Source organism: Pseudonocardia zijingensis (genome assembly GCF_042657305.1).
Taxonomy (GTDB): Bacteria; Actinomycetota; Actinomycetes; order Mycobacteriales; family Pseudonocardiaceae; genus Pseudonocardia; species Pseudonocardia zijingensis.
Genome location: NZ_JBHSKO010000021.1, coordinates 66817 through 85095 on the forward strand (window position 1 = coordinate 66817; position 18279 = coordinate 85095).

At 73.6% G+C, this 18279-nt stretch carries 16 protein-coding genes; 5 read left to right on the forward strand and 11 right to left on the reverse strand.

Annotated elements, in window-relative coordinates; translation table 11 throughout:
- The first annotated feature begins 228 nt into the window (after positions 1-228).
- Complete coding sequence (locus ACFPL3_RS30900; RefSeq protein ID WP_343944803.1) at positions 229-840, forward strand: hypothetical protein; 612 nt, start codon at positions 229-231, stop codon at positions 838-840.
- A 62-nt stretch (positions 841-902) separates the two neighbouring features.
- On the opposite strand, the gene ACFPL3_RS30905 is transcribed toward ACFPL3_RS30900, so the two are convergent.
- On the reverse strand, positions 903-1766 hold the full coding sequence (locus ACFPL3_RS30905; RefSeq protein WP_343944804.1) for an SDR family NAD(P)-dependent oxidoreductase: 864 nt from the start codon (positions 1764-1766) through the stop codon (positions 903-905).
- 187 nt (positions 1767-1953) lie between these two features.
- Here ACFPL3_RS30905 and ACFPL3_RS30910 point away from each other — a divergent pair, with 187 nt between their 5' ends.
- On the forward strand, positions 1954-2883 hold the full coding sequence (locus tag ACFPL3_RS30910) for a helix-turn-helix transcriptional regulator (RefSeq protein ID WP_343944805.1): 930 nt from the start codon (positions 1954-1956) through the stop codon (positions 2881-2883).
- A 43-nt stretch (positions 2884-2926) separates the two neighbouring features.
- Here the strand turns inward: ACFPL3_RS30910 and ACFPL3_RS30915 are convergent, their stop codons facing one another.
- Genes ACFPL3_RS30915 through ACFPL3_RS30955 form a run of 9 tightly spaced genes read right to left on the reverse strand, consistent with a single transcriptional unit; the run spans position 2927 to position 12907 of the window.
- Positions 2927-4258, reverse strand: coding sequence for an MmgE/PrpD family protein (locus ACFPL3_RS30915; protein ID WP_343944806.1), 1332 nt, complete (start codon positions 4256-4258; stop codon positions 2927-2929).
- A gap of 21 nt (positions 4259-4279) precedes the next feature.
- A complete protein-coding gene (locus ACFPL3_RS30920; RefSeq protein WP_343944807.1) occupies positions 4280-5671 on the reverse strand; it encodes an MmgE/PrpD family protein in 1392 nt (463 codons plus the stop codon).
- A gap of 17 nt (positions 5672-5688) precedes the next feature.
- Positions 5689-6825: a beta/alpha barrel domain-containing protein gene (locus tag ACFPL3_RS30925; RefSeq protein WP_343944808.1), complete on the reverse strand. Its 1137-nt coding sequence runs from the start codon at positions 6823-6825 to the stop codon at positions 5689-5691.
- Positions 6822-7973, reverse strand: coding sequence for a CaiB/BaiF CoA transferase family protein (locus ACFPL3_RS30930; RefSeq protein WP_343944809.1), 1152 nt, complete (start codon positions 7971-7973; stop codon positions 6822-6824). Before ACFPL3_RS30930 ends, ACFPL3_RS30925 begins: the two co-directional genes overlap by 4 nt.
- A complete protein-coding gene (locus ACFPL3_RS30935) occupies positions 7973-8725 on the reverse strand; it encodes an N-acyl homoserine lactonase family protein (protein WP_343944810.1) in 753 nt (250 codons plus the stop codon). The genes ACFPL3_RS30930 and ACFPL3_RS30935 overlap by 1 nt, the downstream gene beginning before the upstream one ends.
- A 33-nt stretch (positions 8726-8758) precedes the next feature.
- Positions 8759-9565, reverse strand: coding sequence for an SDR family NAD(P)-dependent oxidoreductase (locus tag ACFPL3_RS30940; RefSeq protein WP_343944811.1), 807 nt, complete (start codon positions 9563-9565; stop codon positions 8759-8761).
- A 40-nt stretch (positions 9566-9605) separates the two neighbouring features.
- Entirely contained in the window at positions 9606-10763 is a 1158-nt protein-coding gene (locus ACFPL3_RS30945; protein ID WP_343944812.1) for an acyl-CoA dehydrogenase family protein, read from the reverse strand.
- A gap of 36 nt (positions 10764-10799) precedes the next feature.
- Complete coding sequence (locus tag ACFPL3_RS30950) at positions 10800-11591, reverse strand: enoyl-CoA hydratase/isomerase family protein (protein ID WP_343944813.1); 792 nt, start codon at positions 11589-11591, stop codon at positions 10800-10802.
- Entirely contained in the window at positions 11588-12907 is a 1320-nt protein-coding gene (locus ACFPL3_RS30955) for an MFS transporter (protein WP_343944814.1), read from the reverse strand. Before ACFPL3_RS30955 ends, ACFPL3_RS30950 begins: the two co-directional genes overlap by 4 nt.
- A 259-nt stretch (positions 12908-13166) precedes the next feature.
- Between ACFPL3_RS30955 and ACFPL3_RS30960 the strand changes: the two genes are divergently transcribed.
- A complete protein-coding gene (locus ACFPL3_RS30960; RefSeq protein WP_343944815.1) occupies positions 13167-15476 on the forward strand; it encodes an ATP-binding protein in 2310 nt (769 codons plus the stop codon).
- A 37-nt stretch (positions 15477-15513) separates the two neighbouring features.
- On the opposite strand, the gene ACFPL3_RS30965 is transcribed toward ACFPL3_RS30960, so the two are convergent.
- Positions 15514-16296 carry an IclR family transcriptional regulator gene (locus ACFPL3_RS30965; RefSeq protein ID WP_343944816.1) on the reverse strand — a complete coding sequence of 261 codons (783 nt, stop codon included), beginning with the start codon at positions 16294-16296 and terminating at the stop codon, positions 15514-15516.
- A gap of 39 nt (positions 16297-16335) precedes the next feature.
- Here ACFPL3_RS30965 and ACFPL3_RS30970 point away from each other — a divergent pair, with 39 nt between their 5' ends.
- Together ACFPL3_RS30970 and dmpG are read left to right on the forward strand one after the other, a co-directional pair.
- The gene (locus ACFPL3_RS30970) at positions 16336-17271 is read left to right on the forward strand and encodes an acetaldehyde dehydrogenase (acetylating) (RefSeq protein ID WP_343944817.1); all 936 of its coding nucleotides are present in this window, start codon (positions 16336-16338) and stop codon (positions 17269-17271) included.
- The gene (gene dmpG, locus ACFPL3_RS30975; protein WP_343944818.1) at positions 17268-18272 is read left to right on the forward strand and encodes a 4-hydroxy-2-oxovalerate aldolase; all 1005 of its coding nucleotides are present in this window, start codon (positions 17268-17270) and stop codon (positions 18270-18272) included. The genes ACFPL3_RS30970 and dmpG overlap by 4 nt, the downstream gene beginning before the upstream one ends.
- The last annotated feature ends 7 nt before the right edge of the window (positions 18273-18279 follow it).

Consider the following 18279-nt stretch of genomic DNA (forward strand, 5'->3'; position numbering starts at 1 on the left):
CCGAAGAACCACCTGCCGGTCTGGGCTCGCCGCCGTACGACCCGCCGCTCCTGCTGCCGGACGATCCGCTGGTGCCGGCCGACTTCGGCGGCTGGTGCGCTGGGTGGTCGGGGTGTGGCGCCGCAGCTGGCGCAGGCTCCTGCCCCTCCACGCCATCACCGTGGTGGCAGGCGCGCTGTACTGGGCGGTGATCGGAACGGTCGTCCCCACTACGACGGTGTCGCGGACGTGGTGGGAACGGGCCGGGCGGGCGTCGACGACGTCACCACGTTCCTGGCCGCCGAGCTGGGTTCGGTGGTCGTCTCGCTGGTGGTGGGCGCGTTCGTCTGGAGCGCCGCGGTGTTCGTCGCGGTACAGGGTGCGGCGGGCCGCCCGGCCGGCCCGCTGCAGGGGCTGCGCTTCGCCGCCCGTCGGGCGGTGCCCCTCATGGGCTGGTGGCTGCTCGCGATGCTGCTCGTCGCGATCGGAACGATCATGCTGGTCGTGCCCGGGCTCGTCCTGACGGTGCTGTTCTACGGTTCGCTGCTCGGGGTGGTCGTCGTCGAGCGACGGGGCATCGGCCGATCGATCGAGTTGTCGATGGGCCGCTTCTGGCCGACCGCGGGCCGGCTGGTGGTCGCAGGCCTCGTCTGGCAGCTGGTCGCCGTCGCCGCCGATCGGATCGGCGGTGGGTTCACCGACGGCGTCGTCGGGGCCCTCGCGCAGGCGGGTCTGATGCTCGTGGTCGCCCAGCTGCTCACCGGCGTCGCCGTCGTGACGTACGCGGAGCTGCGCAGCCACGACGGCGGGTGCACGACCAGCACACTCGCGGAAGAACTGGGTGTCCACCGACAGCCATGAGGCGTCGACGAGGATCGGCGGCGATCCTGGTGTCGGCCTCGTGGCCGGTTCCGCCCGAGGTCTCAGGCGGCGGGGTGGTCGGTGGCGGGAGCCGTCTGCGCGGTGGCGTCGAGGTTGGCGCGCAGGGCGTCGATCTTGGCGCTGGCGTAGGCGTGCGAGTCGGACCCGAGCACCTGGCGCAGCGGGGCCTCGGCATCACTCACCACCCGCTCGATGATCGCCGCGGCACCCTTCACCGGGTCGCCGAGCTGGCTGCCCTGCAGGTTGAGGTGGTTCTCGGTCATCTCCCGGATGCCGGGGTAGGCGTCGGTGGTCTCGGCAGGCAGCGCGAGGGAGTCGCGGGTGAGGAAGTCGGTGCGGAAGTAGCCGGGCTCGACGATGGTCACCTTGACCCCGAAGTCGGCGACCTCACCGGCCAGGGCCTCGCTGATGCCCTCCAGCGCGAACTTGCCCGCGCAGTAGAGCGCCCAGCCCGGCAGGGAGACGAGCCCGAGCACCGACGAGACGTTCACGATGTGCCCGCTCTTCTGCTCGCGCAGCACCGGCACCGTGGCGCGAAGGACGTTCCACACGCCGACGACCTGCACGTCGAGCATGTCGCGCACCTCGGCGGGGCTGGTCTCCTCGACCGCGGCCAAGTAGCCGTAACCGGCGTTGTTCACCACGACGTCGAGGCCGCCGAAGCGCTCGACGGTGTGGGCGACGGCCTGCGCGACCGCGGCGTCGTCGGCCAGGTCGAGGGGCAGGGGGAGCAGCCGGGAGGTGTCGACGCGGTCGCCGAGCGCGGCCAGCAGGCGGTCGGTGGAGCGGGTGGTGGCCGCGACGTTGTCGCCGCGCCGCAGCAGCTGGGTGACCAGCTCAAGCCCCAGGCCGCGGGAGGTGCCGGTGACGAACCAGGTCGACGGGCGGTCCGACGGGAAGCTCATGGTGTCCTCATTTCGACGGGGAATCGCCTCGGCGAGGCGTGATCCCAGATTCGGCCACGGCGACGGGCCGCAGGGCCTCATCTCGGGCCCTGTGCGACCTCGGACGCGGCAACCCAGGACGCGGCAACCCAGGACGCGGCAACCTGGGACGCGGAGGTCCAGGTACGGCTCGTCGACGTCGGGGAGGATGGGATCCGTGGCAGGGACGAATCGTGAGCTCGCCGATTTCCTGCGCCGGGCCCGCAGCCAGGTCGACCCGGCGCGGGCGGGGTTGCCGCCGGACGGCCGGGTGCGCCGGGTTCCCGGGTTGCGGCGCGAGGAGGTCGCGCTGCTGGCGGGGGTGTCCACCGACTACTACGCGCGGCTGGAGCAGGGCAGGCGGATCACGCCGTCGCCCGCCGTCGTGGAGGCGATCGGCCGTGCGCTCGGGCTCGACGCGGCGGGGCGGGCGCACCTCGAGGACCTGATCGGGCTGGCGGCGGCGCCGGTCCGGCGCCGGGCCGCGGCCGTGCAGCGGGTGCGTCCCGGGCTCTACCAGCTCCTCGAAGCCCTCGACGGCGAGCCCGCGCTGGTGCTCGGGCGGCGCACCGACGTGCTGGCGGTCAACCGGATGGGTGCGGCGTTGTTCGCCGACTTCGACCGCATGCCCGTGGCGCAGCGCGACTACGCGCGCTGGATGTTCCTCGACGACCACGCGCGTGCGCTGTTCGTCGACTGGGAGGACCAGGCCCGCGCCGCGGTGGAGAGCCTGCGGTTCGAGGTCGGGCGCGACCCGCACGACCGCGCCACCGCCGCTCTCGTCGCCGAGCTGCGCGAACACAGCGCCGAGTTCGACCACTGGTGGGAGCAGCACCGGGTGCACCAGCGCACCCACGGCTCGAAGCGGCTGCGCCACCCGCTGGTCGGGGACCTGACCGTCGAGTACGAGACCCTCTCCCCGCCCGGCGATCCGGACACCACGCTGTTCATCTACACCACCGAGCCCGGTTCGCCGTCGCGGCGGGCCATGGACATCCTCGCCAGCTGGGCGGCGTCCGGTACGGGCATGGAGGCGCGCCCCGAGTCGGGTGGACGGCGTCTCCGACCAGTGAACGGTCGTCCTCCCAGGCCTCGGTGATGGCTGCGCCCTGGAAGCCGACTCCACTCGCCGGCGCGGGACCTCACCGCCCGACGGCATCGTGCACGATCTCCGCGGCCGCCGCGTTCTCGTCGCCTTCCAGCAGGGCGTCCACCACCCGCCCCCCGCGGTCGCCGAGCAGCTCGCCTGCCGCCCGCCGCTGCTCCGCGGAATCGCGGAAGAACAGCTCGGCGGGCAGGTCGGCGGTGCGGCAGGTGACGGCGTCCCCGCCGGACCCGATGGTCACCACGGCGTCCCGGTAGCCGAGGTCGTCGTCGGCGACCACCTCGACGCGCGCGGCCAGTGCCACCACGGTCTCGTCGTCACGCCGGTCGTAGTCGGCGGAGGTGAGCGTTCCGGTGGCGAGCAGTTGCGCCGTGACGAACCGGACGCTGGACAGCGCCGAGGTCAGCGTCGGGAAGGGCGGCCGGCCCAGGGTCCCGGGGAAGCCCGCGAAATGGGCGTTCATCCGCACCGTCACGGGAGCCCCGGCCACGGCCGTGCGCCCCTGCCCGTTGTGGTGGAGGTGCCGGGCGGCGAGTGCGGCCGCCATGTTGTCGCCGAGCGTCGGGAGGGCCTTCGTCCAGACGTCGAGGACGAGATCCTGGTGGGGCGGTGTCCGCAACGGCTCCGGGACGGTGCCGAGCCCGGCGATCATGCGGAGGAACCCGAAGCGGGCGTCGAGCGCGCCGGGGCCGGCGACCATCCCGGCGCGCGCGGCGAGCGCGTAGAGGAACCCGTCGCGGGCGGCTCCCGGGTTGTGGAGCCGCCAGTCCTCGCCGCCCGAGCCGACGCTGTGCAGCGATCCGCGTCCGACGAGGAGCGCTCCGCTCAGGGCGTGCAGCGTCTGCCCGGCCGTCAGGCCCGCCGCGCGGGAGGCCGCCGCGCTCGCGCCCGCCGCGGCGAAGGTCGGGCTCGGGCGGTGGCCGGCAGCCATCATCGCGAGCGGGACCTGCCCGTCCGCGCCGAGCCAGGCGGTGGTGGCGTACCCGGCGACGAGCCCGTCGAGCAGGGCACCGTACGTCGCACCGGTCTCCACGGCGGCGGCGACCGCCGAGGGCACCACGAAGCTGCCCGGGTGGCTCCACGACCGCATGTCGGTGTCGTCCTGGAACCGCGCGCACACGGCCACGGCGTTGGCCTGCACGGCGTCGGCGGCGCCGAGGCGGTTGCCGGAGGACCACGCCAGGTGCGCCCCCGACCCGGCCCCGAGCTCGCCGAACGCCGTGGCACCCGGCACCGTGTGCGCGGCGAGCGCGAGCGTGACGGCGTCGGCCAGCAGGATCCTGGCGTACCGGCGCACCGCCGGGTCGTCGTAGCGGCCGTCGGCGACGAAGTCGGCGGCGCTCGCCAACGGGTCGGTTCCGGTGGTCATGCTGTGTCCCGTCCCGGGCGGTCAGGCGACCCGCGTCGCGTCGGCGAGCGGCGAGAGGCCGGTGAACGGCTCGGCGTCGCCGAAGCGGGCGAGCCGGGCGTGGAGCGCATCGGCTGCCGCGCCGAAGCCGGCGAACGTCACGCAGTCCTCGAACTTGGCGCGCAGGTCGTCATCGCTCATCGGGGCGCGGCGGTCGCCCTGCGGGACGTCGACCCGGGCGACCTCGCGGCGGCCGTCGCGCAGCCGCACGTCGACCACGGCGTAGGCCTGTTCCCATGTCGCCGGCCCGACCGGGGGCTGCGCCGCCTCGGCGATCCGCACCCGCTCGACGAGGGCACGGGCCTCGGGACGGCGGACCGCCACGTCGGTGTAGGTGGACAGGGCCACCGCCCCGTCGAGCAGCGCGGCGGCGACCGCGTACTCACCGCTGAACTTCCCCTCCAGCCCGGTGGTGGGCCGGTGGTGGATGAGCGGGTCGAGACCGCCCGGCTCCACGGTGAGCGCGATCTCGGCGACGTCCTGGGGGCGGACGCCCCGCGCCGCCACCGCCAGCGCGGCGTCCAGGGTGCGCTGCGTGTTGTAGCAGGCCGGGTACTTCTTGACGTTGACGCCGTCGCGCAGGACGGCGGTGCCCGGCGCCGCCGGGAGGGCGGGAACGATGCGGTCGACGCGGGACCGGTCCTGCCCGTAGAGCGCGACGAAGCCCAGCGGTCCCTCGATCTGGCCGGTGTCGGCGGTGAACCCGCCGGCGGCGAGGCCGGCCGCGAGGACGCCGTCGCGGGCGGCGAGCCCGGCGTGCAGCGGCTTGGTCATGGTGCCGAAGTTCTGGCGGCTGCCGCCCGCCATCGAGGCGGCGATCCCGAGCGCCGTCGCGGCCTCTTCGGCGGTGCGGCCGAGCAGCCGGGCCACCCCGGCCGCCGCGGCGAGGACGCCCAGTGTGGCCGTGGAGTGCCAGCCGCGGGCGTAGTGCTCGCGCAGCACGAACCCCTGCGTGAGCGCCATCTCGACGTCGAAGGCCACGAGGTAGGCCTCGACCAGCTGCCGGGTGCTCACCCGGTGCGTCTCCCCGGCGGCGAGCAGGGCAGGCCACAGCACGGTGCTCGGGTGGCCGTAGAGCACGTCGACGACGTCGTCGTAGTCGAGCGCGTGCGCGGCGACGCCGTTGACCAGCGCCGCGTCGTGCGGCCGCGCGGTGGAGCCGTCGACGAGCACGGTGCTCGCGCCGGGCCCGCCGCCCACGAGATCGCGGACCACCGCCACCGCGGGGTCGTGCCGCGCACCGATCGCAACGCCGACGGTGTCGACGAGCGTGCGCCGGGCGAGCGCCACCGCCTCGGCGGGCACCGCGGACAGGTCGCTGTGGATCGCGTACTCGGCGAGCGCGCGCGTGACGGCCGGTGAGTCGCCGGACATGGGTACCTCCGGAAGGGTCAGCCCTGCGGGCGGAAGACGGACGTGACGGGCTCGCGCCACGGGCTCAGCGGCCCCGCGTAGGCCGCCGGACCCCGGCGGAAGTGCGCTGCCTCGTCGAGGGTTTCGATGAACGGCAGGTCCATCGGGTAGAGCCGATCGCCCTCCGGGAACCCGCCGGCCTTCGACACGTGGCCGTACAGCGGGTGCCCGACGATCCGCTCGGCGAGCACGACGACGTCGATCAAGCGGTCGAGGTCCACGCCGGTGCGGTAACCGAGGCCCTCGAGCAGGTGCACGACGTCCTCGGTGGGGGAGAGGGCGGCCGCGCGCCCGTTGCCGCAGTACGGGCATCCGGCCATGCCGCCGACGCTGGTGTCGAGCACCACCCGGCGGCCCGGGCCGAGGGTGGTCAGCGCGGCGTAGGCCGAGATCGGCGCCATGCCGCGGGTGTTGTGCAGGTGGAGGTGGAAGGTGGTGACCTGCTGCCAGCGGTCGACGATCGCGCGCAGGTCGGCGGCCACGAGGTGAGGCATGTTCCACCCCATCGGGTCTCCGAGGAAGACCTTCGTGACCGGGATCCCCGCCGCCGTCCAGAGCGCGTGCTGGTCCTCGAGGAAGCGCATCCGCTCCCCGGGCTCGAACCGGCCGAGCCAGTTGGAACCCCATGCCGCGTTGACGCCGATCTCCGCCTCGGTGGCCCCGTCGGCCACCGCGCGGGCCACGACGCCGTCCCACGAGGCGATCTCGGCCGCCCGGGTCCGGTTCGTGTTGCGCTGTGCGAACACGTCGCACAGGTGCAGCCGGGTGGCGGGGCGCTCGTCCTCCAGCGACAGCCGGTCCGGGATGTACGCGGCCCGGCGTTTGACGCCGCGGGCGTTGAGGGCGAGCGCGGTGTAGCGGACGCCGGGTCGCGGGGTGAACCCCTTCACGAGATCGTCGATGCGCGCCATCTGCGGCGTCCACCTCGGACTCACGAAGCTGCCCACGACGATCCGCTTCAGGCCGGTGCCGGACAGCGCGTCGAGCAGGCGGATCTTGTCGCCCACCGGGATGGCGGCGTCCTCGATCTGCAACCCTTCGCGCATCCCCTCCTCGACCAGCACGACGTCGGGGAATCCCGCCGGGCCTGCGAGCACGTCGTCCGCGCCGGTCATCGTCGGGTCTCCCCGTCGTCGAGCCAGGCGGGGCCGTGCTCGCCGAGCTGTGGGGCCGGGCGCCGCAGGCCGGGGTAGCGACCCCGGTTGCGCAGCGGCAGCCGCACGGTCCGGAAGTCCGGGACGCGCGGGTGCGGCACCGGGCCGATCGCCTCGATCGCGGTGACCTGCTCGTGCCGGACGACCTGGTCGAGCGTGTGGATCGGCGCGCACGGCACGCCGGCCGTCTCGAGCGCGGCGACCCACTCGGCACTCGTGCGGTCCGCGAGCGCCTTCGCCAGCTCCGCGAACAGCTCCTCGCGGTGCGCGACGCGGTCCGGGTTCCCGGCGAAGCGCGGGTCGGCGGGCAGGTCGGGCCGGTCGAGCACGACGCAGAGCCGCAGCCACAGCGACTGGTTCCCGGCCGCGACGACGATCCACCCGTCCGCCGTCGGGAACGCGGCGTAGGGGTAGATGCCGATCGTGCCCGAGCCCAGCCGTCCCGGCACCGTGCCGTCGGCGAAGTGGTTGCCGAGCTGGGCGGGCTGCCACATCAGGGCGGTGCCGAGCAGCGAGACCTCCAGGTGCGTCCCGGCCCCGGTGCGGTCGCGTTCGCGCAGCGCGTCGAGCACCGCGATCGCCGCCCACATGCCCGTGCCCTGGTCGAGGATGGACACCGGGATCCGCGCGGGCGGCCCGCCCTCCTCACCGGTCATGCTCATCAGGCCGCTGAACGCCTGCATGAGCGGGTCGTAGGCCGGGCGGTCCGACAGCGGGCCACCCGAGCCGTAGCCGGTGATGTCGCAGTAGACCAGCCGCGGGTTGCGCCGGGCGGTATCGGCGTACCCGAAGCCGGCGCGCGCCAGCGCCCCGGGCCGCAGGTTCTGCACGAGCACGTCGGCCGTGTCGACGAGCCTGCCGAAGGTCGCCGCGTCCGCCGGGTCCTTCAGGTCGAGCGCGACGCTGCGCTTGTTGCGGTTCAGCGCGGTGAAGTGCGGGCTCTCGCCGTTCCAGAACGGCGGGCCCCAGTGCCGGGTGTCGTCGCCGGACCCCGGCCGTTCCACCTTGAGCACGTCGGCGCCCAGGTCGCCGAGCACGAGCGTGGCGAACGGGCCGGCCACGCTCGTGGTGACGTCGAGGACCCGGATCCCCGTGAGCGAACCGGCCATCAGCCGAACACCCCCTTCTCGAGCACCTCGGCGTCGTGGCTGGGGACGACGGTGGCTCCGAGCCGCTCGATCGTCGCGAAGCTGCGCATGTAGGCGGCGAGGTCGACGAACGACCCCGACGGGATGTGCGACAGGCGCTCGTCGCCGTCCCAGTTGGCGTGGGTGTCGACCGTGTCCCCGGCGAGCAGGTGGGGGCCGGCGCCGGTCTCCACCAGCACGCCCTGCGACCCGGGGGTGTGCCCGGGCAGGGCGACGACACCCACCCCCGGTGCGAGCCGCGCGTCGCCATCGACGGTGCGGAAGCGGTTCAGCACCGGCGCCCACGGCGGGGCGATGGCGTCGGTGTTCTCGAACGCCACGCGCGACGGCTCGAGCGGGTCGACCGCGTAGGACAGCTCGGCCTTCTGCACCACGAACCGGGCGTTCGGGAACAGGTGGTTGTTGCCGCAGTGGTCCCAGTGCAGGTGGGTGTGGACGACGAGGCGGACGTCGGCGGGGTCGACCCCGATCCCGGCCAGGGTCGCCGCGGGGTCCTCGGCCGCGGGGCGCACGAAGTCGTACCCGTGGTGCTCGCGGACGAGGTCCGGCTCCGGGGTGCCGCTGTCGACGACGATCGGGAACTCCCCGCCCGTGATCACGAACATGATCATCGGGGTGTCGTGGAAGTCGCCGAAGCCGCGCAGGTAGCGCACGGCGGCGACCGGGAAGTTGCGGATCGTGCCCGCGGGGAGCGCGTGGATGCGCAGGCTCATCGGGTGCTCCTCGTCAGTGTTCGTCAGCGTTCGTCACGATTTGTCGTCACCGCCGTCGGCGACCAGCACCGCTCCGTTGACGAAGCTCGACCGGTCCGAGGCGGCGTAGACGATCAGGTCGGCCAGCTCCTGCGCGGTGCCCCACGCCCCGTCCGGGCGGGCGATGCCGGGAGCCCACGACCGCAACTGGGCGTCGACGTCGCCGGCCGTGGCCCCCGCGCCCAGCTCGGCCTGCCACTTCGCGAGCCGCTCCTCCGTGCGGACGTATCCCGGCACGACGGCGTTGACCCGGATCCCGCGCTCGCCGAACTCGCTCGCGAGGATCTTGGTGAGGCGGTTCTCCGCGGCCTTCGACGGTCCGGTGCAGGACGAGCGGAACGGCGGCGTGGTCACCCGGATGCCGGTCTCCCCGGTGACGTTGACGATCACGCCGCCGCCCTGGACGAGCATCACCGGCACGACCCGCTGGGCGAGCCGGAACTGCGCGAAGAAGTTCACCGTCGTGCCGTACACCAGCTCCTCGTCGGTGACCTCGAGGAACGGCTTGTAGATCCCGTCGCCTGCGTTGTTCACCAGCACGTCGATGCGCCCGTGCAGGTCGAGCGCCGTCCGGACGAGCCGGTCGAGCGCGGCCGGGTCGCAGATGCCGACCGGCGTCCAGTCCACGTGCACCCCGGTCGAGGCGGTCACCGACCGCGCGGCGGCCTCCAGCACATCGGGCCGGCGCGCCGCGATGAGGACGCGCGCGCCCTCCTCGGCGAACGTGCGCGCCGCGGCGAGCCCGATCCCGCTGCTGCCGCCGGTGACGACGACGGACTTGTCCTTCAGGTTCAGATCCACGACGGAGCCTCTTCTTCGGTGCGGGTTCTGCGGTGCGGTCTCAGTACGACTTGGGCATGCCGAGCACCTGGTGCCCGATGTAGGCGAGGACGAGGTTGTTGTTGATCGGGGCCACGACCGGCAGGCGCGCCTCCCGGAACTTGCGCTCGATCCCGTACTCCTCGGCCAGGCCGAACCCGCCGAAGGTGTCCATCGCGGCGTTCGCCGCCGCCCAGCTCGCCTTCGAGGCGAGCAGCTTGGCGGCGTTCGCCTCGAACCCCGGCTGGCCCCCGGCGTCGAACTTCGCCGCGGCCTGCCAGCGCATGAGGCTCGCCGCCGACAGGTCGGCGTAGGCCTGGGCGAGGGGGAACTGCACGCCCTGGTTCTGGCCGATCGGCCGGCCGAACACGACCCGCTCGCGCGAGTAGCGCACAGCCTGGTCGACGAACCAGAACCCGTCACCGAGGACCTCGGAGGCGACCAGGATCCGTTCGGCGTTCAGGCCCGAGAGGATGTAACGGAACCCGCGGCCCTCCTCACCGACCAGGTTCTCGGCCGGGACCCGCAGATCGGAGAAGAAGACCTCGTTGGTCTCGTGCGCGGTCATCGTGCGGATCGGCCGCACCGCGATCGCGTCGCCCGCCTCGCGCAGGTCGACGAGCAGGATCGACATGCCGTCGGACTTCTTCTCTACTTCGTCGTAGGGCGTCGTGCGGACCAGGAGCAGCAGGTAGTCCGAGTGCTGGAAGCGGGAGGTCCAGATCTTCGCGCCGTTGACGACGTAGTGGTCGCCATCGCGGCGGGCGAAGGTGCGGATCCGGGTGGTGTCGGAGCCGGCGTCGGGCTCGGTCACGCCGAACGCCTGCAGCCGGATCCGGTTCGCGGCGATGTCCGGGAGCAGCCGCTTCTTCTGCTCCTCGGAGCCGTGCCGCAGGATCGTGCCCATCGTGTACATCTGCGCGTGGGCGGGCACGCCGGTGCCGCCGGACCGGTTGATCGTCTCGAGCACGATCGCCGCGTCGGTGAGGGTGCCCCCGCCGCCGCCGTACTCCTCGGGGATCAGCACCGACAGCCACCCGGCCTCGCCGAGCGCGGTGACGAACTCCTCCGGGTACTCGAGGTTCGCGTCGCGTTCCCGCCAGTACTCCAGCGGGAAGCGGGCGCACAGGTCCGCGACCGCGGCCTGGATCGCGAGCTGGTCGTCGTTGAGGTCGAACACGGGTGGGTTCCTCCGGGGTCGTGGGGTCCGGGCGGCTCAGCGGCCCCGCCAGCGGGGCGGTCGCTTCTCCAGGAAGGCGCGAATGCCCTCGGCCCGGTCTTCGGAGAGGTACGGGTTCGGGCCGACGTTGAGCCGCAGCGCGCTGGACACCGGGAGCTCCCAGCCCTTCGTGACCATCTCCTTGTAGCGGCGCAGCGTCAGCGGGGCGTTGGCGACGATCGCGTCCACGTACGCCGCACTCACGGCGGCCAGGTCCGCCTTGTCGACCACGCGGTTCAGCAGGCCCCACTCCAGCGCGGTCGGTGCGCTGATCGGCTCGCCGAGGTAGAGCATCTCCAGCGCCCGGGCGCGGGGGATGAGGCGGGGGAGCAGCACGGTGGCGAAGTTGGCGCCCATGCCACGCTTGGCCTCGGGCATCCCGATGAACGCGTGGCTCGCGGCGATGCGCACGTCGCACGCGAGCGCCAGCTCGCAGCCGCCCGCCACGGCCGGGCCGTTCAGCACGGCGATCGTCGGCTTCGGGGTCTCGGCCACGGCCTCGTAGACGTTGCGCTCCGGGCCGGTCATCGGGACCGGGATCGGCCGGCCCTGCCGGGCCATCTCGTCGAACTCCTTGAGGTCCGCGCCCGCGCAGAACGCGGCATCCCCGGCACCGGTCAGGACCACCGCCCACACGTCGTCGTCGAGCGCGGCGTCGCTGAAGCACTCGACGAGTCGCCTGCTCACCGCGAGGGACAGGGAGTTGCGCCGCTCCGGGCGGTTGATCGTCACCCGGGCCACGTGCCCGGAGACCTCGTAGCGGACCTCGTCCTCGACGCGGGCGGTCATCGCAGGTCGTTCCCCTTCGTCTCGGGCGACAGCAGCGCGGTGACCAGCCCGACCAGGGCGAGGACGACCGTGTAGAGCCCGAAGACCCACTCCAGGTCGCGGCTGGAGAGCCAGGTGAGCAGGTAGGGAGCGCTGCCGCCCAGCAGGGCGACGGTCAACGAGGAGCCGATCCCGACGCCGCTCGCCCGCACCTCGGTGGGGAAGAGCTCCGCGAAGTAGGCGGGCATGTTGCCGTTGAAGGCGCCCATCAGCACCAGGGCGACCGTCATCAACAGGCCCATCCGCACGGCCGAGTCGTTCAGCAGGGCGAGCAGCGGGAAGGCGATCACGGCCATGGCCGCGCCGTAGAACACGTACACCGGGCGGCGGCCGACGCGGTCGGAGAGCAGGCCCCAGAGCGGGAGCGTGGCCATGAACACGAGGTTCGCGACGACCGTCGCCCACAGCGCATGAGTCGGGTCGACCCCGCGGGTGCTGATCGCGAACCCGGAGATCCCGACCGCCCAGACGTAGTAGACGACGGTGATCCCCGCGGTGAGCCCGATGGTCCGCAGCAGGCTCGCCCGGTTCCGCGACAGGTCGGCTGCCAGCTGCCGGAGGGTCGTCGGAGTCGCGTCGGTGGCGCGGAAGGCGGCCGTCTCCTCGAGGCTGCGCCGCAGGTAGAGCCCGACGACGCCGAGCAGGCCGCCGATCAGGAAGGGGATGCGCCACGCCCATTCCCGCAGCTCGTCGGCACCGAAGATCGTCGCGGCGGCCGCCCCGACGAGCGAGGCCCCCAGTACGCCCGCGGTGACCGAGACGTAGACCGTCGTGGACCAGAGGCCGCGCCGCTCGCGCGGGGCGATCTCGGCGACGTAGGTGTACGAGGCGGCGATCTCGCCGCCGTGCGCGAGGCCCTGCACCAGCCGCGCCACCACCAGCAGGACGCCCGCCCAGGCCCCGATCGCGGCGTGGGTCGGGGCGAGGCCGATCAGCAGGCTCCCGCCGGCCATCATCATCATCGACGTCGTCATCGCGAAGCGCCTGCCGCGGCGGTCCGCGACCCAGCCGAACAGGAACCCGCCCAGCGGGCGCATGAGGAACCCGACGGCGAAGATCGCCAGCGTCGACAGGATCGCGCCGAACGCGCCGTCGTCGACGAAGAACTGGGCGGCGAAGAACGTCGCGAAGATCGCGTAGACGCTCCAGTCGAACCACTCGAGCATGTTCCCGACGCCTGCGCCGGCGAGGATGCGCGCGGTGCCGGGGCCCGGCCGGTCCCGTTCGGCGGCAGGACTGTCGACGGTGGCCACCGGGAGTGGCTGGGGATCGGACATCGAGGCGACTCCACGGTGAGACGGACCGGCGGGGGCCGGAGCGCGCACGGCGTCCCGACGTCCGCGACTCTCGCCGCCGGACCCTGGCCCGGGACACCCGGAGAACACCTAAGCCACCACGTACACCGTGGCCACGGCCCCGGAGCCGCCCCACGCCGTTGTTGACCGGCCCCTGCGCGCCGGATAGCGTCGCGACGCCATGAGCGCGCCACGGTCGCCGCGACGGGACGGTTTCCTCCCTGCCGAGCTGACCGGTTTCGTGGGGCGTCGACAGGAGCTCACCGCGCTCAAGCGCCTGCTCGGCACCGCACGGCTCGTCACGATCATCGGGCCGGGTGGGGTGGGGAAGACCCGGCTGGCCGTTCACGCGGCCACCGAGCTGCGGAGGCGGTTCAGCGGCGGGGCCTGGCTGATCGAGCTGGCGGAGGTGTCGCACCCCGCGCACGTGGCGCAGGTGATCGCAGCGGGTCTGGGGATGCGCGACCAGTCCGACCGGGACCCGGTGGACGTCCTCGCGGAGTACCTGCGGCAGCGGCGGCTCCTGCTCGTCCTTGACAACTGCGAGCACCTGGCCACCGCCGTGTCCGAGCTGCTCTACCCGCTGCTGCGCCGAGCCCCGGACCTCCAGGTGATCGCGACGAGCCGGCAGGCGCTCGGGGTCACCGGCGAGCACCTGTTCCCGCTCGACCCGCTGGCCGTCCCCCCGGCGGAGCCTGCACCGTCCCTCGGCGAGCTGTTGGGCTTCGAGTCGGTCCAGCTGTTCCAGGAACGCAGCCGGGCGGTGGCGCCCGCGTTCGCCGTCACGGAGGACAACCGGCGCGTGGTGGCCCAGCTGTGCGCGCGGCTGGAGGGCCTGCCGCTGGCCATCGAGCTGGCGGCCGCGCGCATGCGTTCGCTGACCGTCGCCCAGATCGCGGCCCGGCTGGACGACATGGCGGGCCTGCTCGCAGGCGGGAACGAGGGCGGGCAGCCCCGGCAGCGGGCGCTCTCCGCGCTGATGGGATGGAGCTTCGAGCTCTGCACGCCTGCCGAACGCCTGGCGTGGATCCGGACGTCGGTCTTCGCGGGCACCTTCGATCTCGAGGCGGCGACGGCGGTGTGCGGGCTGCCGAACCCGGACGACGCCGGCGTGCTCGACGCACTGGCCGGGCTCGTCGACAAGTCGATCCTGACCCGCGTCGGCGACTCGGCGCCCCGGTACCGCTTCCTCGAGCCGATCCGGCAGTTCGGTCGTGCCCGGCTCGCGGAGTCCGGGGACGAGCACGCGACGCGGGAGCGGCACTGCGCCTACTTCCGCGATCTCGTCGGGCGTGCCGACGCGGAATGTTTCGGGCCCGCGCAGCTCGACTGGCTCGTCCGGCTGCAGCAGGTGAACGCCGACGTGCGCGCCGCGCTGGAGTTCTCGCTGCAGAACGACGGGGTGGACGCGGCAGCGATCGCCGGCGCGCTGCGGGTCTACTGGCACTCCAGCGGCTCGCTGAGCGAGGGGCGGCGGTGGCTGGGCACGGTCCTGCGCGTCTACGCCGAACCCGACCGGCGGCGTGGCCTGGCGCTGTGGACCGACGGATGGCTCGCGCTCATGCAGGGGCGGGTCGAGGCCGCGCTGCCGGCGTTGCGGGAAGGCAGGGAGCTGGCCGAGTCGCGCGCCGACGCCGACCTCCGCGACGACATGGCGCTGGCCTTCGGGGTGGCCGAGATGCACACGGGCGACCTCGTCGCGGCCCGGGACACGCTGTCGGCCGCCTACCGGGGCTTCCGGGCCCGCGGCGACCACGTCGGCACGGCGATCGCGCTCGTGCAGCTCGCGCTGCTGGAGTGCGTCGGTGGCGACGCCGATGCGGCCGCGGCCCACGGCGCGGAGTGCGTCCGGCTGAGCGAACGCCACGGCGAGTCCTGGTACCGCGCGCACGGGCACTGGGTGCTGGCCGTCGCCTGGTGGCGCTCCGGGCGGGCGGAGGAGGCGATCGAGGAGCTGCGCGCCAGCATCCACCTGATGCGGCAGTTCGGCGAGCGCCTCGTCATGGCGCGCTCGTTCGAGGTGCTCGGCTGGATCGCCGCCGATCAGGGCGATCCGGACCGGGCCGTGCGGCTGCTCGGGATGGCCGACCGGCTGTGGTCCGACACCCACGCCACCCTCTCGGCGTTCGGCCGGCTCTCCACGTTCCACGACCGCTGCATCGCCGATCTGGAGCGCCGGATGGGTGCCGAGGCGCTCCAGCGGGGGATGACGGCAGCCGCGGGCATCCCGCTGGACGCCGCGATCGCCTACGCCCTCGGCGAGCCGGAGCCGCGCGCGCGGCCTGCGGTCGAGGGCCATCGGACGTCGGCGTCGTCCGAGCTCACGCGCCGCGAGTGGGAGGTGGCGGGCCTGCTGGCCGACGGGAAGGCGAACCGCCAGATCGCGGCGCAGCTGGTGATCTCGTTGCGCACGGTCGAGGCGCACGTCGAGCACATCCTGAACAAGCTCGGGTTCCGCTCCCGGGCGCAGGTCGCGTCCTGGTACGTGGCGCAGGTGGACCAGCGCGAGCGCGACGGTGCGGTGGCGGTGGTGCGGGTGCGGCGGGTCTGACGGCCGCGTGCGGCCGGGGCGGTGACCGGTCGGCCGGTCACCGCGGGCCGAGGGTGTGCCCGGGCGGTCGGAGCGCGCGCGAGATCCCCAGCGCGGCGGTGCGGACGGCGGCAGCGAGCCGCTGGGTGTTCAGGCGGTGGGACCAGCCGGTGATGGAGACGGCGGCGACGGCGTGCCCGTCGATGCCGAGCACGGGTGCGGCGACGCAGGCGATCCCGGCCGCGGACTCCTCGTGCTCCTCGGCGATGCCGCGACGGCGGACCGTGTCGAGCTCGGCGTGCAGGAGGCCCGGAGCGATCACCGTGCGGGGGGTGCGGCGCCGCAGGCCCGCGGCGACGACGGCGGCGAGCCGCTCCGGCGGGCTGAAGGCGAGCAGCGCCTTGCCGACGCCGGTGCAGTAGGCGGGCATGCGGCCGCCGAGCCGGGACGGGATGTCGGGGCTGCCGCTGACGGTGAGCTTCTGGACGTAGACGACGTCGGTGCCGTCGGGCACGGCGAGGTGGACGGTTTCGCGCGTGGCTTCGAACAGGTCGGCGAGGAACGGTGCGCCGACGTCCAGGAGGTCGCGCTGGCGGGGCACGAGCTGGCCGAGCTCGAACAGTCGCAGGCCCAGGCGCAGCGCCCCGTTCGGCGTGCGTTCCACGGCGCCCCACTCCGCGAGCTCACCGAGGAGCCGGTGTGCGGTGGGCTTGGCGATGCCGGTGCGGCGGGCGAGCTCGGCGAGCGTGAGCTCGCCGTCACCGGGGCGGAACGCGGTGAGCAGCGTGAACGCCCGGCCCAGCATCGAGACCGCGGCACCGTTCCGCTCTACGGAATGCACGGCTCCATCCTGCTGGCGTGGCGGTGCGAGAGTCCAGCCATGACGAAGGTGGCGATAATCGGGTCGGGCAACATCGGCTCCGACCTGATGCTCAAGGTGATCCGGCTGTCGGACACGTTGGAGATGGCCGCGATGGTCGGCATCGACCCCGCGTCCGACGGGCTGGCCAGGGCGCACCGGCTCGGGATCCCGACCACCGCCGAGGGCGTCGACGGGCTGATCGGGCTGCCGGGGTTCGGCGAGATCGACATCGTCTTCGACGCGACCTCGGCCAAGGCCCATCTCGCCAACGCCGCGCTGCTGGAGCCGCACGGCAAGACCCTCGTCGATCTCACCCCCGCGGCGATCGGGCCGTTCGTGGTGCCCGCGGTGAACCTCGGGGAGCACACCGCGGCGCGCAACGTCAACATGGTCACGTGCGGTGGCCAGGCCACGATCCCCGTGGTCGCCGCGGTATCGCAGGTCTCGCGCGTCCGGTACGCCGAGATCGTGGCCTCGATCGCGTCGGTGTCGGCCGGCCCGGGCACCCGGGCCAACATCGACGAGTTCACCGAGACGACGTCGAAGGCCATCGAGGTGGTCGGTGGGGCGGACCACGGCAAGGCGATCATCGTGCTGAACCCGGCCGATCCGCCGATGATCATGCGCGACACCGTGCTGTGCCTGGTGGAGGGGGGCGAGCCGGACGCCATCCGCGGCAGCGTCGAGGCGATGGTCGCCGAGGTGGCCCGCTACGTGCCCGGCTACCGGCTCAAGCAGGCCGTGCAGATCGTCCCGGTCCCGGCGGACGAGCCGCTGGACACGCTGATCGGTGCGGGGGCGCCGCGGCCGGCGTGGCAGGTCACGGTGTTCCTCGAGGTCGAGGGAGCTGCGCACTACCTGCCCGCCTACGCCGGGAACCTCGACATCATGACCTCGGCCGCGCTGCGCACGGGCGAACTGCTCGCCGCCCGGACCGTGGAGGCCGCGCTGTGACCCGCCTGTACATCCAGGACGTGACGCTGCGGGACGGGATGCACGCCATCCGCCACCGCCTGCACCCCGACCGGGTGCGCACGATCGCCGCGGCGCTCGACGCGGCGGGGGTGGACGCGATCGAGGTCTCGCACGGCGACGGCCTGGCCGGCGCCAGCCTGACCTACGGGCCGGGCAGCAACACCGACGGGGAGTGGATCGCCGCGGCCGCCGAGGTGGTGCGGCACGCGCGCCTGACCACGCTGCTGATTCCCGGCATCGGCACGGTCGCCGACCTGCGCCGGGCGTACGAGCTGGGGGTGCGGTCGGTCCGGATCGCCACGCACTGCACCGAGGCCGACATCGCCGCCCAGCACATCGCCACGGCCCGCGCGCTGGACATGGACGTCGCCGGGTTCCTGATGCTGTCGCACATGGCTCCCGCCGCGGAGCTGGCGAAGCAGGCGCGGCGGATGGAGGAGGCCGGGGCACACTGCGTGTACGTCACCGACTCCGGGGGCCGGCTCACCATGAACGACGTGCGGGACCGGGTGCGCGCCTACCGCGACGTGCTCGACCCCGGCACGGAGATCGGCATCCACGCCCACGAGAACCTGTCGCTGTCGGTCGCGAACTCCGTGGTGGCCGTGGAGGACGGCGTCACCCGCGTCGACGCCTCGCTCGCCGGCCAGGGTGCCGGCGCAGGCAACTGCCCGATCGAGGCCTTCGTCGCGGTCGCGAACCTGCACGGCTGGGCGCACGGCTGCGACCTGTTCGCCCTGCAGGACGCCGCAGACGATCTCGTCCGCCCGCTGCAGGACCGGCCCGTCCGCGTCGACCGCGAGACGCTGACGCTCGGCTACGCCGGCGCCTACTCCAGCTTCCTGCGCCACGCGGAACGCGCCGCGGACCGGTACGGCCTGGACACCCGCGACATCCTCCTGGAGGTGGGCCGACGCCGCCTGGTCGGCGGTCAGGAGGACATGATCGTCGACATCGCGCTGGATCTCGCGAACACCTGAGGGGATC

Bases quoted from the DNA above. Each gene is read 5' to 3' on its own strand.
- ACFPL3_RS30970 (WP_343944817.1), top strand. From the start codon at position 16,336: ATGACGAAGGTGGCGATAATCGGGTCGGGCAACATCGGCTCCGACCTG.
- ACFPL3_RS30920 (WP_343944807.1), bottom strand. From the start codon at position 5,671: ATGTCCGGCGACTCACCGGCCGTCACGCGCGCGCTCGCCGAGTACGCG.
- ACFPL3_RS30925 (WP_343944808.1), bottom strand. From the start codon at position 6,825: ATGACCGGCGCGGACGACGTGCTCGCAGGCCCGGCGGGATTCCCCGAC.
- ACFPL3_RS30915 (WP_343944806.1), bottom strand. From the start codon at position 4,258: ATGACCACCGGAACCGACCCGTTGGCGAGCGCCGCCGACTTCGTCGCC.
- ACFPL3_RS30935 (WP_343944810.1), bottom strand. From the start codon at position 8,725: ATGAGCCTGCGCATCCACGCGCTCCCCGCGGGCACGATCCGCAACTTC.
- ACFPL3_RS30955 (WP_343944814.1), bottom strand. From the start codon at position 12,907: ATGTCCGATCCCCAGCCACTCCCGGTGGCCACCGTCGACAGTCCTGCC.
- ACFPL3_RS30930 (WP_343944809.1), bottom strand. From the start codon at position 7,973: ATGGCCGGTTCGCTCACGGGGATCCGGGTCCTCGACGTCACCACGAGC.
- ACFPL3_RS30910 (WP_343944805.1), top strand. From the start codon at position 1,954: ATGGGATCCGTGGCAGGGACGAATCGTGAGCTCGCCGATTTCCTGCGC.
- ACFPL3_RS30950 (WP_343944813.1), bottom strand. From the start codon at position 11,591: ATGACCGCCCGCGTCGAGGACGAGGTCCGCTACGAGGTCTCCGGGCAC.
- ACFPL3_RS30905 (WP_343944804.1), bottom strand. From the start codon at position 1,766: ATGAGCTTCCCGTCGGACCGCCCGTCGACCTGGTTCGTCACCGGCACC.